This is a genomic window from Mesorhizobium sp. WSM1343 (genome assembly GCF_055901535.1).
On sequence record NZ_CM148370.1, the window covers coordinates 4683992 to 4699056 of the forward strand.

Consider the following 15065-nt stretch of genomic DNA (forward strand, 5'->3'; position numbering starts at 1 on the left):
AAGGAGACCCCTCTATGCTGAAATCCATCCATGCCGCCCTGGCGATGAGCGTTATAACATTAACCGCCTTTGGCGCATCGTCGGCCTTCGCGGCACCGCTGAAAGTGGTCGCCAGCTTCACCGTCATTGCCGATTTCGCCAAAAATGTCGGCGGCGACCGCATCGATGTCACCACCATCGTCGGGCCGGATGGCGATGCCCATGTCTACGAGCCGAGCCCGGCCGATGCGGTGGCCATGGCCAAGGCCGACATCGTGCTGGTCAACGGCCTGCATTTCGAAGGCTTTCTGCAGCGGCTGGTCGATGCCAGTGCCACCAAGGCCTCGATCATCACCTTGACCAAGGGCGTGACGCCGATCGATTTCAAGCCTGAATTCGCCGATGCCGACGCGGCCGAAGGTGCCGGCACCGGCGGCGGCAAGACGGTCACCGATCCCCACGCATTCCAGTCGATTGCCAACGCCAGGATCTATGTGAAGAACATCGCCGAGGCTTTCTGCGCGGCCGATTCGGAAGGCTGCGTCAGCTACCAGACCAATGCCGCCGCCTACACCAAGAAGCTTGATGCGGTCGAAGGTGAAGTGAAAGCGGCAATTGCCTCGATCCCAGAGAGCAAGCGCGTCGTCATCACCTCGCACGACGCCTTCGGCTATTTCGAACATGCATACGGCCTGACCTTCCTCGCCCCGCAAGGGGTCTCGACCGACTCCGAACCATCCGCCGCAGACGTTGCCAAGCTGGTCAATCAGGTGAAGCAGGACAAGGCGGCTGCGATCTTCGTCGAGAACATCACCAACCCGCGCCTGATCGAGCAGATCGCCAGCGAAACCGGCATCAAAGTCGGCGGCACGCTCTATTCGGACGCGCTGTCGCAGCCCGACGGCCCGGCCGCGACCTATATCGACATGATGCACAACAACATCCGTCAGATCAAAGGCGCTATTCTCGGCAGCTGAGTTTGAAGGATTGCCCAGCCGGGCCGCATCGGCCCGGTTGGATTTTCTGGCAGGCAATGGCTATTTGGCAGAGAAATCCTTCGGCACGGATTGCCGCCCATGTCGGGGAGTGGCAAGACTGCCACCTGACCAGTTTGCGAGGATGCTGCCATGGAATACCGCGAAATCAGCGAGGACTATTCGGTCTCGGGCCAGATCCAGCCCGAAGACGTCGCCGCCATCAAGAAAGCCGGCTTCAAGAGCGTCATCTGCAACCGGCCCGATGACGAACAGCCGGGCCAGCCTTCTGCCGACACCGTCGGGGCAGCGGTCGAAGCCGCAGGCCTCGGCTTCCGCTACATTCCGGTGATCAGCGGCCAGATCACGGCCGAGAATGTCGAGGATCAGGCCGAAGCGCTCGAGGAACTCGACGGCCCGGTCTTCGCCTATTGCCGTTCCGGCGCCCGCTGCACCAATCTCTATGGACTGATCCAGCAGTCGAAGGGATGAACGGCCCTTCCGTCATTAGGCTGGCGATCCTTCACACCCCCTCTGGCCTGCCGACGTATCAATGATATCCGCTCAGATTAAATCGGCAGCGCGCCGGTTTCCTTCAGCGTCTCCAGCACGATCGCCGTTTTCACATGCTGCACGGATTCGTGCGGCAGTAGCACGCCGTTGACGAATTCCGACAATGATTTCAAATCGGGCGTCACCACTTTCAGGATGTAGTCCATCTCGCCGGTCAGCGCGTGCGCTTCCTGCACTTCGGGCAGCCGCGCCACCAGTTCGCCGAAGCGCCTTGCATTGTCGCGATTGTGGGTGGCGAGCGTGACCGAAATGACGTTGACCAGGGAAAAACCGAGCTTGTCGCGGTCGAGAACGGCGCGATAGCCCCTGATGAAGCCGTCCTCCTCCAGCCGCTGACGGCGGCGCGAGCATTGCGACGCCGACAGGTTCACCCGCTCCGAAAGATCGTTGTTGGTCAGCCGCGCATCACCCTGCAACAGTGCCATTATCTTGCGGTCGAACTGGTCAATGCGCGCCTCATCCATGGCTTTCCCTCACATCATGCACGCTTCACGCATGACATCATCATTTCAAGCGTTTGAATGCAAGCACCGTGCGCCTCCTCCGGGTTATGATCGTGTCAAATCGCCTTTTCAGGCCAAGTCAGCTTTTGGAGGAATGCCATGGGTCCCTTTCCGCACGATGCCCCGCCCGCCAGGATCAGCAAGGACAACTCGGCCGGCACCGACGGGTTCGAGTTCGTCGAATTCGCGCATCCGGAGCCGCAAAAGCTGGCTGAACTGTTCACCCGCATGGGCTATGTCGCGGTGGCCAAGCACCGCACGAAGGACATCACCGTCTGGCGCCAGGGCGACATCAACTATGTCGTCAATGCCGAACCCGGCTCGCATGCGATGAAGTTCGTCGACAGGCACGGCCCTTGCGCCGCCTCGATGGCCTGGCGGGTGGTCGATGCCAAGCATGCTTTCGACCACGCGGTTGCCAAGGGCGCCACGCCTTACGACGGCGCCGACAAGGCGCTGGACGTGCCGGCGATCATCGGCATCGGCGGCTCGCTGCTCTATTTCATCGAAACCTACGGCAAGAAGGGCTCGGCCTATGACGCCGAGTTCGAGTGGCTGGGTGCGCGCGACCCGCGGCCGGAAGGCGTCGGCTTCTACTATCTCGATCACCTGACCCACAATGTCTATCGCGGCCAGATGGATAAATGGTGGGATTTCTACCGCAATCTGTTCGGCTTCAAGCAGATCCATTTCTTCGACATCGACGGCAAGATCACCGGCCTGGTCAGCCGCGCCATCACCTCGCCCTGCGGCAAGATCCGCATTCCGCTCAACGAGTCCAAGGACGAGACCAGTCAGATCGCCGAGTATCTGAAGAAGTACAATGGCGAGGGCATCCAGCACATCGCCGTCGGCACCGACGAAATCTACGAGGCCACAGACAAGCTCGCCGCCAACGGGCTGAAGTTCATGCCCGGCCCGCCGGAAACCTACTACGACATGTCGTATGACCGCGTGAATGGCCATGACGAACCGATCGAGCGGATGAAGAAGCACGGCATCCTGATCGACGGCGAAGGCGTCGTCGACGGCGGCACGACCAAGATCCTGCTGCAGATTTTTTCGAAAACCGTGATCGGGCCGATCTTCTTCGAGTTCATCCAGAGGAAGGGCGACGAAGGTTTTGGCGAAGGCAATTTCCGCGCACTGTTCGAATCGATCGAGCAGGACCAGATCAAGCGCGGGGTGATCAAGGTTCAGGCGGCGGAATAGCCATCGAACTCACTTGCGGCCCGGCCAATTATGACCTAAATTCTGGTCATAAGAGGTCGTCTATGAATATCCCCATGGCAAAAGCGAAGGCTCAGCTTTCCGAATTGGTGAAACGTGCCCAGGCTGGCGAAGAGATCCATCTGACCAGACATGGAGAGGTTGTCGCAACCTTGAGCGCTCCCGTTCGGGCTGGTGGGAGCAAAGGCTTGCTTGGCGCCCTGAAAGGCCAGATTTGGATATCGGATGATTTTGATGAACTCGGTCCCGAATGGGACGAGTATATTAAATGAGCCGCAGATATCTGGTCGATACCCATATTCTGCTTTGGGTACTCAACGCCGATTCACGTCTTTCGGATCATCATCGCAATATCTTTCTCACAGGCAAGGATGTGATCGTCAGCGCCGTCTCGGTGGCCGAGATCGCCATCAAGAAATCGCTCGGCAAAGTGACGCTCACAGGCGACATCGTGGACATCCTGCGATCGAACGGGATTCCGATTCTCGGCGTAAACGAACTACACGCGGCGAGACTTGAACATCTGCCGCTTCACCACCGCGATCCCTTCGACCGCCTGCTTATTGCGCAGACCCAAATTGAAGGCCTGACGTTGGTCTCCGCGGATCGGCAATTTTCAGCCTATGACGTCGTATTGGCCTGATCGCCCAAGCCCAGCCGCTTGACCTCTTTCGCCGGGCTGAAGGGACAATACCGCGCGGTAGAGTCGGTCGTCGACCAGAGATTGTTGGCGGCCATGCTGCGCGGGTAGTCGGGCAGGCTCATCACGTCATCCGCTTGACCGCGACAGATACAAGCCCGCCCACATAACGACAAATCCAGCAAGAACGATCAGCAGCAACCAGTTCATACGCCGACGCATGCTCTGCGTTTCCGCGTCCCGCGCGACGTCCATGTTGGTGACGGTGTGGAACATCATCGCATTGCGCGGAAAGCCGCTGCGGTTGGTCAGGTCAGGCGAGCGCGCCTCTATGCGATAGCTCAGCCGGATCGCCTGGATGAAGACCGCCAGTATGGCGAGTGCCCAGACACCGGCCAGCAGATAGACCCCCGTCATGCCCTTACCTCTCGTATTTCTCGACCTTCTGTTCGATGGCACCGAAGATCGAATGCCCAGCCTTGTCCTTCATCTCGATGCGCACCGTGTCGCCGAAGCGCAGGAATGGCGTTTTGGCTTCGCCCGACACAATGGTTTCGATCATGCGCAGTTCGGCGATGCAGGAATAGCCGGCGCCACCGGCCGAGACAGGCTTGCCCGGCCCGCCGTCGAGCTTGTTGGAGACGGTGCCGGAACCGATGATCGTGCCGGCGGCCAATGGCCGTGTCCTTGCTGCATGAACGATCAGCGCAGGAAAGTCGAAGGTCATGTCGATACCGGCATTGGCGCGGCCGAACGGCTTGCCGTTGAGATCGGCAAGCAGCGGCAGGCTGACCTTGCCGCCGTCCCAGGCATCACCCAGTTCGTCCGGCGTCACAGCGACCGGTGAAAACGCCGAGGACGGCTTTGATTGGAAAAAACCGAAACCTTTGGCCAGTTCCGGTCCGGTGAGCGCGCGCAACGTAACGTCGTTGACCAGCATGACCAGTCGGATCGCTGCCTTTGCTTCTTCGAGGCTTGCACCCATCGGCACGTCGTCGACGATGACAGCGACCTCGCCCTCCATGTCGATGCCGAAGGCTTCGTCAGCCGTGCGGATCGGATCACGTGGCGGAATGAAAGAATCCGAGCCGCCCTGGTAGATCAGCGGGTCGGTCCAGAAGCTCGCCGGCATCTCGGCGCCGCGCGCTTTGCGCACCAGCTCGACATGGTTCACGTAAGCCGAGCCATCGGCCCATTGATAGGCACGCGGCAGCGGCGAATGGGCGTCATGTTCGTGGAAGCGCTCCGCCGGCATCGCATTGCTCTCAAGCGATTCCGCTATCGTCGCGAGATGCGGGGCGATGCGCCGCCAGTCGTCGAGCGCCGCCTGCAGCGTGCGTACCAGGAACGAGGCGTCGGTGAAGCGTGTCAGGTCGCGCGAGACGACGACGAGTTTTCCGTCGCGCGTCCCGTCCTTCAATGTGGCAAGCTTCATACGGTTTCCTCTCCTGCTGCAGCTTTGGCGCTGCTTAAGCCCACAACAAGACCGTCGCGGGCGATCGTCAAGTCGCCGTTCCAAGTTTTCCTGACAGCGGCAGTCCAGTCGGCCTCGCCTATCAAAGAATCGTCGGCCGGGATGAGATGGTTGAGCACCAATCTCTTCACGCCGGCATCGCTTGCGATGCTGCCGGCTTCTTCGGCAAAGCTGTGGCTGGCGAGCAGATGCTCTCTGAGCCGCGCACCATTGCCGGTCCTGGCCACCAGTCGCTCGATGCCTTCTTCCAGCATGGCTTCGTGGACGAGGATGTCGGCGCCTCGGGCAAAATCGGCGAGCGGCGGATAAAAGGCCGTGTCGCCGGAGAACACCACGCTTTTGGCGCCATGCTCGAAGCGAAGCGCAAAACAATCGGTCACCGGCGGATGCTCGACGCGCAGCGCCGAAACCGTCAAGCCGCCCTGCGCGACCACCTGGCCTTCGCCGAATTCGCTGATCGACACCAGATCGCGAATATCCGGCCGGCCTTCGTCAACGATGCGGATCTCGATGTCGAACTCCATCGCCTGGCAAAAGCGCCGCCAGTAATGACCGGTGCCGGGCGGACCGAACACGCCGACGGGCGTCGCGAGGCCCGCCGTCCAGGCGGTGTGGATCAGCGGCCCCAGTTCCAGCACATGGTCGGAATGCAGATGCGTGATGAAGATCAGGTCGAGCGACTTCAGGCTGATGCCGGCATCGACCAGACCACGCGTCACGCCAAGGCCGCAGTCGACGACGATGCTGCGGCCGCCGATCTGCAGCAGCGACGAACTCGGCCATGGACCACCCGGCCGCAATGCCGGGCCACCCTTCGAGCCCAAAAGCACCAGCCGGTCCGGCATTGGCTCGGTGTTCAAGACCAGTCGCCCTCGGGCGTGCCGTTGAAACGCTTCTTCAGGTCGGCCCAGCAGTCGATGTAATTGTCCTGCCGGGTTTCGAGCTCGGCGCCGTAGCGGGTCAGCATCTGCGGAAATCGGGTCTCGAACATGAAGGCCATGGTGTTGTCGAGCTTGACCGGTTTCAGCTCCGCGCGCGAGGCCTTTTCGAAGCCAGGCGCATCCGGCCCATGGGCCAGCATCAGATTGTGCAGGCTGATGCCGCCGGGCACGAAACCTTCTTCCTTGGCGTCGTACTGGCCGTGGATCAGGCCCATGAACTCGCTCATGATGTTGCGGTGGTACCAGGGCGGCCGGAAGGTATCTTCGGCCACCAGCCAGCGCGGCGGAAAGATGACGAAGTCGATGTTGGCCGTGCCCTCCTCGCCGCTCGGCGCGGTCAGCACCGTGAAGATCGACGGGTCGGGATGGTCGAACAGCAGCGCTCCGACCGGTGAAAAGGTCGCCAGATCATATTTGTAGGGCGCGTAGTTGCCGTGCCAGGCAACGACATCCAGCGGCGAATGGCCGATCTCGGTGACATGGAAATTGCCGCACCATTTCACGATCAGCCGGCACGGCGTTTCCTTCTCCTCGAACCAGGCGCAAGGCGTCTTGAAATCGCGTGGGTTGGCCAGGCAATTGGCGCCGATCGGGCCGCGATCGGGCAGCGTCAACTTGGCGCCGTAGTTCTCGCAGACGTAGCCGCGCACTTCGGCGTCGACCAGCTCGACCTTGAAGACCAGACCGCGTGGCAACACCGCGATCTCGCCGGGCCGCAGCTCAATGACGCCCATCTCGGTGACGAAGCGCAATGCGCCGACTTGCGGCACGACCAGCAACTCGCCGTCGGCATTGAAAAAATGATCGTCCGCCATCGAGGTGTTGGCGACATAGACATGCGCCGCCATACCCGTCTGCCCGAGCACGTCGCCAGCGGTTGTGATGCTGCGCATGCCCTGGATGAAATCGGTTGGCTCCTTCGGCATCGGCACCGGATTCCAGCGGTATTGGCCAAGCGCCAGTTCATGATCGCCGACATTGGGCGCACTCTTCCATAGGGGATAGCTCACAGCCTTGAAGCGGCCGGTGTGTTTTACGCTCGGCCGGATGCGGTAGAGCCAGGACCGCTCATTGGTGCCGCGCGGCGCGGTGAAGGGCGAGCCTGAAAGCTGCTCGGCATAGAGGCCGTAGGCCGGCCGCTGCGGCGAATTCCGTCCCTGCGGCAACGAGCCGGGCAGCGTCTCGGTCTCAAAATCGTTGCCGAAGCCCGGCATATAGGAAAAGGCCATTGCTTCCTCCCGAAATGGATATCAATTGACCAAACTGGTTTCATTTGTAACCATCGAAAATGTAACCATCAATGGCGGCTTTGAAAAATGGCGATCAGGAGCGAAGCGTCCGACGCGGCTGAAATTCTCAATCTGGAAAACTTCCTGCCCTACCGGCTCTACCGGCTTGCCGACGCCGTCAGCCGCGAATTTTCGAGGATATACAAGGACAGCCATGGCCTGACGCGTCCGGAATGGCGCACCCTTTCGGGGCTGGGGCAGCATGGAACGATGACTGCGACCGAACTCGGCGAGCAATCGGCTATGCACAAGACCAAGGTTTCACGCGCCGTGGCTGAACTCGAACGGCGGCGCTGGTTGATGCGGACACCTGATGAGAAAGATCGCCGTATCGAACATCTGACGCTGACCGGAACGGGGCTTGCCGCCTATCGCGAGATGGTGCCGCTGGCGAAGGCGTTCGAACGGGATTTGCTGGCAAGGCTCAGCGCTGAAGAGCGCACGGCGATCACCAGCGGACTGGCTGCATTGGAGACCAGTCTGGTCCCGAGCAAGAGTTAGTCCAAGATCAAGCCAATCACTCTGAACGACGGAGTTCGAGCGAGACTGCGTGGAAACTCCCGAAGCATAGCATTGCTTTCGATTTAATCGTGATTTGCGTTGTCAGGCCGCGTATAATGCCCATCATACCGACAGGAGGACTACGATGAGCATTCGCACATTAAGTGTCCTGGTGACGCTGCTTGTAGGCACCTGCACATTTGCGCAGGCGCAGCAGACAAAGCCGATGTCGATCGAAGTGTTCCCTTTCGAATTGGAGGACAAGAGCGCCGGGGCGGGAATAATTCCCCCGGATGAATATGACAGGCGCTATCTGTCGGAATCAGCACAAGTTGCTAAGGACATGCTCTCCCAGTCTGGGCGTTTTACAGTAATTGATGTGCCGGCGAGGGATACACAGGCTGCGGCGCCGCACGGATTGCGCAACTGCGCTGGTTGTGAAGGCCCGATTGCCAAGAAGCACGGCGCGTCGCTTGCCTTGCTTGGCGTCGTAACGCGCGTCAACCGAACAGAACATACTATGTTCATTCGCATCCTTGACGCCGAAACCGGGAAACATGTTTCGGAGGGGTTTACCGATCTTCGCATGGGTGCGAACTACGCGTGGCCCCGCTCCGTGAAATGGCTGATGAAAAACAGAATTCTGCGTTAGGGCGGCATCTACCAATCCATCACCACCTTGCCGGAACTGCCGCTGCGCATTGCGTCGAAGCCGGCTTGGAAATCGTCGATGCCGATGCGGTGCGTGATAAGCCCGGAAACATCCAGCGGCCCCTGCACCAGCGCGATCATCTTGTACCAGGTCTCGAACATCTCACGGCCATAGATGCCCTTGAGATGCAGCATCTTGAAGATGACCTTGTTCCAGTCGATCTCGAATCCGGTCGGGGCGATGCCCAGAATGGCGATCTTGCCGCCGTTGTTCATGGTGTCGATCATGTCGCGGAAGGCGGGGGCCGCGCCCGACATTTCGAGGCCGACATCAAAACCCTCGGTCATGCCGAGTGCCGGCATGACATCGCGCAGCTTTTCCTTGGACGCGTCGACGACATGCTGGACGCCGAGCTTTTTCGCAAGCGCCAGCCGCACCGGATTGATGTCGGTGATGACGACTTTTCGCGCGCCGACGCATTGGGCGACGAGCGCGCCCATGATGCCGATCGGCCCGGCGCCGGTGACCAGCACGTCCTCGCCGACCAGATCGAAGGAGAGTGCCGTGTGCACGGCATTGCCCAACGGATCGAAGATGGCGGCGATCTCGTCCGGCACATCATCGGGGATCGGCACGACATTGTGCTGCGGGATAGCCAGATACTCACCGAAGGCGCCCGGACGATTGACGCCGACGCCGAGCGTGTTGCGGCACAGATGCCCTCGCCCGGCGCGACAGTTGCGGCAATGACCGCAGACGATGTGGCCCTCGCCCGACACGCGCTGGCCGACCTTGTATTCGGTGACCGCTGCGCCGAAATCGGCAACGGTGCCGACGAATTCATGGCCCGTCACCATCGGCACCGGCACCGTCTTCTGCGCCCACTGGTCCCAATTGTAGATGTGCACGTCGGTGCCGCAGATCGCCGTCTTCTTGATCTTGATCAGCACGTCGTTAGGGCCGATTTCCGGCACCGGCACCTCTTCCATCCAGATGCCTGGTTCGGCCTTGGCCTTCACCAGCGCTTTCATCATGTTCGACATGCTTTTGTCCCTTGAAGCTCTTGCTCCGGAATCGCTTTTCGATTCCGGCTTGTCAGGAAATGACGCCGAGTTCGCGCCCGACGGCGGCGAACGCTTCCACCGCGCGGTCGATATCGGCGCTGGAATGCGCCGCCGACATCTGCGTGCGGATGCGCGCCTGCCCCTTTGGCACCACCGGGAAGGAGAAGCCGATGACATAGATGCCGCGCTTCAGCATGCGCGCGGCCATCTCCTGCGCTAGGCTGGCATCGCCCAGCATCACCGGGATGATCGGATGATCCGCTCCGGCCAGCGTGAAGCCGAGCTTGCCCATTTGCGACCGGAACCGCGCAGCGTTGTCGTAGAGTTTGTCGCGCAGCCCATCGCCGTCCTTGATCAGCTCGAACACCTTGATCGAAGCGCCGGCGATCGCCGGCATCAGCGTGTTGGAAAAGAGATACGGCCGTGAGCGCTGGCGCAACCAGTCGACCACCTGGCTTTTTCCCGAGGTGTAACCACCGGAGGCCCCACCAAGTGCTTTGCCGAGCGTCCCGGTGATGACGTCGACCCTGCCCTCGACGCCGCAATGCTCGGCCGAGCCGCGGCCGTTCTGGCCGACGAAGCCGACGGCATGGCTGTCGTCGACCATCACCATGGCGTCATATTTCTCGGCGAGGTCGCAGACACCCCTGAGATTGGCGATGATGCCATCCATCGAAAACACGCCGTCGGTGGCGATCAACCGGAAGCGGCAGTCCCGGGCTTCCTTCAGGCGCGCCTCGAGATCGGCCATGTCGTTGTTGGCGTAGCGGAAACGTTTGGCCTTCGACAGCCGCACACCATCGATGATCGAGGCATGATTCAAGGCATCCGAAATAATGGCGTCTTCCTCGCCCAGCAGCGTCTCGAACAGGCCGCCATTGGCATCGAAGCAGGAGCCGTAAAGGATGGTGTCTTCCATGCCGAGGAAGGAGGAAATCGTCGATTCGAGCTGCTTGTGCTCTTCCTGCGTGCCGCAGATGAAGCGCACCGATGCCATGCCGTAGCCATAGCGGTCGAGCGCCTGCTTGGCAGCATTGCGCAAATCGGCGCTATCGGCGAGGCCGAGATAGTTGTTGGCACAGAAATTCAACACCTTGTCGCCGCCGACCTCGATCTCGGCCGACTGCGTCGAAGTGATCACCCGCTCCGACTTGTAGAGGCCTGCCGATTTGAGCCCCGCGAGCTCGCTGTCGATGTGGGAGAGGAATGCTGCGGTCATGACCTAGCCTCGTTTGATGTGGGCCGACTGTCGTCTCGTCCGCGCGAAAAATCCATCGCAAAAACGACCGGATCGGTGGCAAGCAGCACGATGCGGCCCCGATGTCGATCATCACGCGGCCGAGGAACGACGCCACGACAAAGGTTCTGGCCGATGACCGCTCAAATGCCGGTACGGTGCTAAACGAGCCGATAACCATTCCGCGATCTTTCCACGGCCGCCCCTTGCCGGACAGCCGTCGATTTCCGGTCCTGTTAACGTTTGCAGTTCAATGGTGCTCATACAAGAATCCCTAGGCAAGAATCCTTAGGCGAGAGGGCCGCCCCCGAAAATGTCGCAGCAGCCGGTGCAAACCGTTTCAGGCAAGCTCATACTGCTGATCAAGGCTGGCTATTGGCTAGCCCTGCTGATCATTGCGGCCATGGTGATCGCCTCCTTCATCCTGCTGCAGCAGATGATGGCCACCCAACAGCACAATCACACCTTGCTTGACATCGTCAGCACACAAAAGACGCTGTCGCAGCGCATCGTCTTCCTTGCCAGTGCAACGGGTGCCGGTTCACGCGACAAGCAACCGGCGCTGGTCAGCGCGCTCAAGCAGGCAACGGCGGAGTTCGAGACCAACTACGACCTGCTGCTCGATCAGACGAGAGCCGATCCGCAATCGCCGGCCAAGCTCGACCCGAAGTCGATCGAAAGCGTCCTCTTCGCCAAGCCCTTCCACCTCGACTATTTCTCCGTCGGGCTGATCGCCAATGGCGACCGCCTGATCTCGGCCTATGAATCGCAATTCAGCGGCAATGGCGGTTACAAGGGCGGCGGCGAACGCGTCAATCTCGACGCCTCAGTCGCCAATGCGACCTTGTCGGGTTATGCCGCGCTCGGCCAGCGCATCACTGCCGACGCCGACGAACGCTCCGAGAAGCTGCTCGCTCTCCATCGCACGCTGTTCTACGCCACAATCGGCGTCATCATACTGGTGGCGCTCTTCATCTTCAGGCCGATGTCGAACGCCATCCTGCGCAAGACGCATGAACTGATCGACGCGCGCAATTCCATGGCCTTCATCGCGGTTCATGACGGCCTCACCGGCCTGCACAACCGCACGTTCCTGACCGATCATTTCGACACGCTGATCAAGGGCACGCACCGGCGTCGCGAACGCCTTGCCGTCGTCCAGCTCGATCTCGACCGGTTCAAGCAGATCAACGATACGCTCGGCCACGCCGCCGGCGACTATGTGCTGGTCGTCACGGCACAGCGCATGCGCGATTCCTGCCGGGCGTCGGATCTTTGCGTGCGCCTGGGCGGCGACGAGTTCGTCATGATCCTCGGCGGCGCCGGCGGCACCGAAGACATCAACATGCTGGCGCGGCGCATCCTGGCGCACATCAACGAGCCGATCGTCTTCCAGGGCACGACCATTCTCCCAGGCGCCAGCGCCGGCATCGCGGTCTATCCGATCGACGCCGACAATGCTGGGGATTTGCTGGTCCATGCCGACCTGGCGCTTTATTCCGCCAAGAAGCTTGGCGGTGGCAACTTCTCCTTCTTCTCCGAGGAACTGCGCCGCGAACTCGATTATCGCAAGCAGCTCGAGCACGACATCAAGGTCGCCATCGCGGAGCGGGCGTTCCAGGTCTATTTCCAGCCGCAGGTCTCGCTGACCAACGGCACGATCAGCGGCATCGAGGCGCTGGTGCGCTGGAACCATGCGGAGCGCGGCATGATCCCGCCCGGCGAATTCATCCCGGTCGCCGAGAAATGCGGCTTCATGCCCGAGATCGGCCGCATCGTCATCACCAAGGCGATCAACGAGGCGGCCGAATGGAATCGCGCCGGCATTGCCTTCGGACGGCTTGCCGTCAATGTTTCCGGCACCGAGCTGCGCGAGCACGATTTCGATGCGTTCTTGTTCGAGACGCTGGAAAAGGCTGGGCTGCCGCCGCAAAAACTGTCGCTGGAAATCGTCGAATCCGTCATCCTCGACGACGAAAAGACAGGCATCGCCGCCAAGCTGCGCCACATCAGGGCAGCCGGCGTCCATCTCGAACTCGATGATTTCGGCACCGGCTATGCTTCGCTCAGCCATGTCAACCCGAACGAGATCGATCGGCTGAAGATCGATCGCCGCTTCGTTCAGAACATCCATGAGAATGGCGACAACTCGAAGATCGTGCGCGCCATCACCGAGCTGGCGCGTGGCCTCGGCATCTCGATCGTCGCGGAGGGTGCCGAAACCGAGGCCGAGCTCGATTCGCTGATGGCGATCGGCTGCGACCAGGTGCAGGGCTACTCCATCGCCTTCCCGATGCCGCACGACAAGGCGCTGGAGTGGCTGACCGCCCGCATGCCGAAGAAGGCGAAGCTGACGGTGCTGCAAGGAAGCCTGGCATAGGTACGGCCGGGCTGCCTTGACAACCGCGTGTGAAGATGGCCGCCTTGTCGTGATCGCAACAGGGATATCGGGGCTGATGACACCGTTTCGGTTTGCCCTTGCGGCACTGCTGATCTTTGCGGCCCCCGCCCAGGGCGCCGATCGCACCATCTATCTTACCTTCGACGATGGGCCGCTGAACGGCACAAGCAACATCCTCGACGTGCTGGAGGCCGAGCAGGTTCCTGCAACCCTATTCATGGTCGGCATGCACGCACAGGCGAGCGCTGCCAACAGAGCGCTCGTCCAGCGCGCCAAGCAGCTTCCTCTGGTGACGCTCGGCAACCACAGCTACAGCCATGCCTACAATCACTACCGGCATTTCTACGGCGACACCGAGGGTGTCGTCGCCGACATGGTACGGGCAAACGCGGTGCTCGGCTTGAAGCCCGTGGTGCATGCAAGGCTGCCGGGGCGCGACGTGTTCAGGCTGCCCTCCATGTCGAAGAACGACACTTCGCTTGGCCTCGCCCAGGAGGGGCATGAAGAGCCCGACTACGAATTTGTCGCGGCCTCAGGCTTCTATCTCTACGGCTGGGACCATGAATGGGTGCACAAGGACAACGGCGAGCCGGTGCAGAGCGTCGACCATCTGGTCAGCGAGATCGACCATCTGTTCGGCTATGGCCGCTTCGTCAAGCCCGGCAAGCTGATCCTGCTGATGCATGACGAGATGTTTCAGGACGGCTTCGACGGCAAGACGAAGCTGACCAATTTGATCGCCGCGCTGAAGCTGCGCCGTTACGCCTTTGGGGCAATCCAGGGCTACGACGACTGAGGACGGCAAGTTCTTCAGCGGATGTGCATCGGTACCCGATGCTGTCGCATGGCCGGCAAGGCGTCAAAGCACCTCGATCGACTCCCCGCGCAGCTTGTGCCGACGCAATTTGATGTATGTGCGCAAATTAGGCGTCATCTGAAAGCCCACCAGCTTCGTCTCCTGGAGGGGAGCAGCCCACGCCATCGTCTCGTAGCGGGCGCCGTAACCTTCGATGGTGGCGGCAAGATTTTCGTGGCCCAGATTCCTGGCCAGAGTGGCGCAGGCAGCAACCCTCGAACGAATCGACTGGCCGTATTTGGGCGCAAACGCCAGTCCGCCGTCCGCCAGGTCATCGACCTCATGGGCAAGCGCCAGGAACAGAATGTCCTCGTCGCCGGCAGGCACACCTTTGTCCACAATGCGCTCGGGATCTCCCGTGTCGAATTTCAGTCCGACCACGCGAGCGACAAGACCCTCGACGCGAGGACCAATTTTTTGCTCCAGCCACTTGCGATGAGCATCGGTTCGCCTGCTGGATTTGCCGTCCGGATACTGGCCTCCGTCATAGGCGGCGTGAAACATAGCAGCGAGGACAAGATCGACGCTTTTGTCGAAATGCGCGACCGACGACGCAGCTCCCACCGCATGGCAGATGAAAGGCCGTCCCGTCTTGCGATAACGGCCGTTGAACATCGCGCAACACACACGATACGCCTTCTGCACCCGGGCGATATCGGCAAGCGGATATCCAGCCTCGTATAGCTGGATGTAAAGCGCCGTGTTGGTCTGGCGCGGAACGAACAGATCTTCTTTGGTCAACTTGTCCCCC

The 15065-nt window shown here is 60.8% G+C and carries 18 protein-coding genes; 9 read left to right on the top strand and 9 right to left on the bottom strand.

From position 1 onward, the window contains the following. Window positions 1-14 precede the first annotated feature (14 nt). A complete protein-coding gene (aztC, locus tag AC0NIL_RS22925; RefSeq protein WP_013532309.1) occupies window positions 15-956 on the top strand; it encodes a zinc ABC transporter substrate-binding protein AztC in 942 nt (313 codons plus the stop codon). Between the two features lie 150 nt (window positions 957-1106). After that, complete coding sequence (locus AC0NIL_RS22930; protein ID WP_224620268.1) at window positions 1107-1445, top strand: protein tyrosine phosphatase family protein; 339 nt, start codon at window positions 1107-1109, stop codon at window positions 1443-1445. Between the two features lie 77 nt (window positions 1446-1522). Here AC0NIL_RS22930 and AC0NIL_RS22935 read toward each other — a convergent pair whose 3' ends face one another. Continuing rightward, complete coding sequence (locus AC0NIL_RS22935) at window positions 1523-1990, bottom strand: Lrp/AsnC family transcriptional regulator (protein ID WP_013532311.1); 468 nt, start codon at window positions 1988-1990, stop codon at window positions 1523-1525. Between the two features lie 138 nt (window positions 1991-2128). On the opposite strand from AC0NIL_RS22935, the gene hppD reads away from it, so the two are divergent. The 3 genes from hppD to AC0NIL_RS22950 all read left to right on the top strand — a co-directional run bounded on the left by hppD (window position 2129) and on the right by AC0NIL_RS22950 (window position 3902). Next, window positions 2129-3241: a 4-hydroxyphenylpyruvate dioxygenase gene (hppD, locus tag AC0NIL_RS22940; RefSeq protein ID WP_473573479.1), complete on the top strand. Its 1113-nt coding sequence runs from the start codon at window positions 2129-2131 to the stop codon at window positions 3239-3241. A gap of 62 nt (window positions 3242-3303) precedes the next feature. Continuing rightward, on the top strand, window positions 3304-3531 hold the full coding sequence (locus AC0NIL_RS22945; protein ID WP_013532313.1) for a type II toxin-antitoxin system Phd/YefM family antitoxin: 228 nt from the start codon (window positions 3304-3306) through the stop codon (window positions 3529-3531). Beyond that, a complete protein-coding gene (locus AC0NIL_RS22950) occupies window positions 3528-3902 on the top strand; it encodes a type II toxin-antitoxin system VapC family toxin (RefSeq protein WP_473573480.1) in 375 nt (124 codons plus the stop codon). Before AC0NIL_RS22945 ends, AC0NIL_RS22950 begins: the two co-directional genes overlap by 4 nt. Here AC0NIL_RS22950 and AC0NIL_RS22955 read toward each other — a convergent pair. The 5 genes from AC0NIL_RS22955 to hmgA are packed head-to-tail and all read right to left on the bottom strand — an operon-like array spanning window position 3881 to window position 7543. Further along, a complete protein-coding gene (locus AC0NIL_RS22955; protein ID WP_473573482.1) occupies window positions 3881-4024 on the bottom strand; it encodes a hypothetical protein in 144 nt (47 codons plus the stop codon). The two genes, AC0NIL_RS22950 and AC0NIL_RS22955, sit on opposite strands and share 22 nt — an antisense overlap. Before the next feature lie 4 nt (window positions 4025-4028). Next, window positions 4029-4316, bottom strand: a complete 288-nt coding sequence (locus tag AC0NIL_RS22960) for a hypothetical protein (protein ID WP_473573483.1) — start codon at window positions 4314-4316, stop codon at window positions 4029-4031. A gap of 4 nt (window positions 4317-4320) precedes the next feature. After that, window positions 4321-5334 (bottom strand): fumarylacetoacetate hydrolase family protein, encoded by a 1014-nt coding sequence (locus tag AC0NIL_RS22965; RefSeq protein WP_473573485.1) that lies wholly within the window; start codon window positions 5332-5334, stop codon window positions 4321-4323. Continuing rightward, complete coding sequence (locus tag AC0NIL_RS22970; RefSeq protein WP_473573535.1) at window positions 5331-6218, bottom strand: MBL fold metallo-hydrolase; 888 nt, start codon at window positions 6216-6218, stop codon at window positions 5331-5333. Before AC0NIL_RS22970 ends, AC0NIL_RS22965 begins: the two co-directional genes overlap by 4 nt. Window positions 6219-6229: 11 nt before the next feature. After that, window positions 6230-7543 (bottom strand): homogentisate 1,2-dioxygenase, encoded by a 1314-nt coding sequence (gene hmgA, locus AC0NIL_RS22975; protein ID WP_473573486.1) that lies wholly within the window; start codon window positions 7541-7543, stop codon window positions 6230-6232. An 87-nt stretch (window positions 7544-7630) separates the two neighbouring features. Here hmgA and AC0NIL_RS22980 point away from each other — a divergent pair, with 87 nt between their 5' ends. After that, complete coding sequence (locus tag AC0NIL_RS22980) at window positions 7631-8104, top strand: MarR family winged helix-turn-helix transcriptional regulator (RefSeq protein ID WP_024505603.1); 474 nt, start codon at window positions 7631-7633, stop codon at window positions 8102-8104. 145 nt (window positions 8105-8249) lie between these two features. Next, window positions 8250-8756, top strand: a complete 507-nt coding sequence (locus AC0NIL_RS22985) for a DUF2380 domain-containing protein (RefSeq protein ID WP_473573488.1) — start codon at window positions 8250-8252, stop codon at window positions 8754-8756. 8 nt (window positions 8757-8764) lie between these two features. Here the strand turns inward: AC0NIL_RS22985 and tdh are convergent, their stop codons facing one another. Both tdh and AC0NIL_RS22995 read right to left on the bottom strand, forming a co-directional pair. Then, on the bottom strand, window positions 8765-9799 hold the full coding sequence (gene tdh / locus AC0NIL_RS22990) for an L-threonine 3-dehydrogenase (RefSeq protein ID WP_013532321.1): 1035 nt from the start codon (window positions 9797-9799) through the stop codon (window positions 8765-8767). A 52-nt stretch (window positions 9800-9851) separates the two neighbouring features. Then, window positions 9852-11039: a glycine C-acetyltransferase gene (locus AC0NIL_RS22995; protein ID WP_013532322.1), complete on the bottom strand. Its 1188-nt coding sequence runs from the start codon at window positions 11037-11039 to the stop codon at window positions 9852-9854. Window positions 11040-11370: 331 nt separating this feature from the next. On the opposite strand from AC0NIL_RS22995, the gene AC0NIL_RS23000 reads away from it, so the two are divergent. Beyond that, window positions 11371-13437: a putative bifunctional diguanylate cyclase/phosphodiesterase gene (locus tag AC0NIL_RS23000; protein ID WP_473573490.1), complete on the top strand. Its 2067-nt coding sequence runs from the start codon at window positions 11371-11373 to the stop codon at window positions 13435-13437. Window positions 13438-13513: 76 nt separating this feature from the next. Beyond that, window positions 13514-14254: a polysaccharide deacetylase family protein gene (locus AC0NIL_RS23005; protein ID WP_081714379.1), complete on the top strand. Its 741-nt coding sequence runs from the start codon at window positions 13514-13516 to the stop codon at window positions 14252-14254. 63 nt (window positions 14255-14317) lie between these two features. Here the strand turns inward: AC0NIL_RS23005 and AC0NIL_RS23010 are convergent, their stop codons facing one another. After that, on the bottom strand, window positions 14318-15055 hold the full coding sequence (locus AC0NIL_RS23010; protein WP_027163242.1) for an HD domain-containing protein: 738 nt from the start codon (window positions 15053-15055) through the stop codon (window positions 14318-14320). Window positions 15056-15065: the final 10 nt, after the last annotated feature.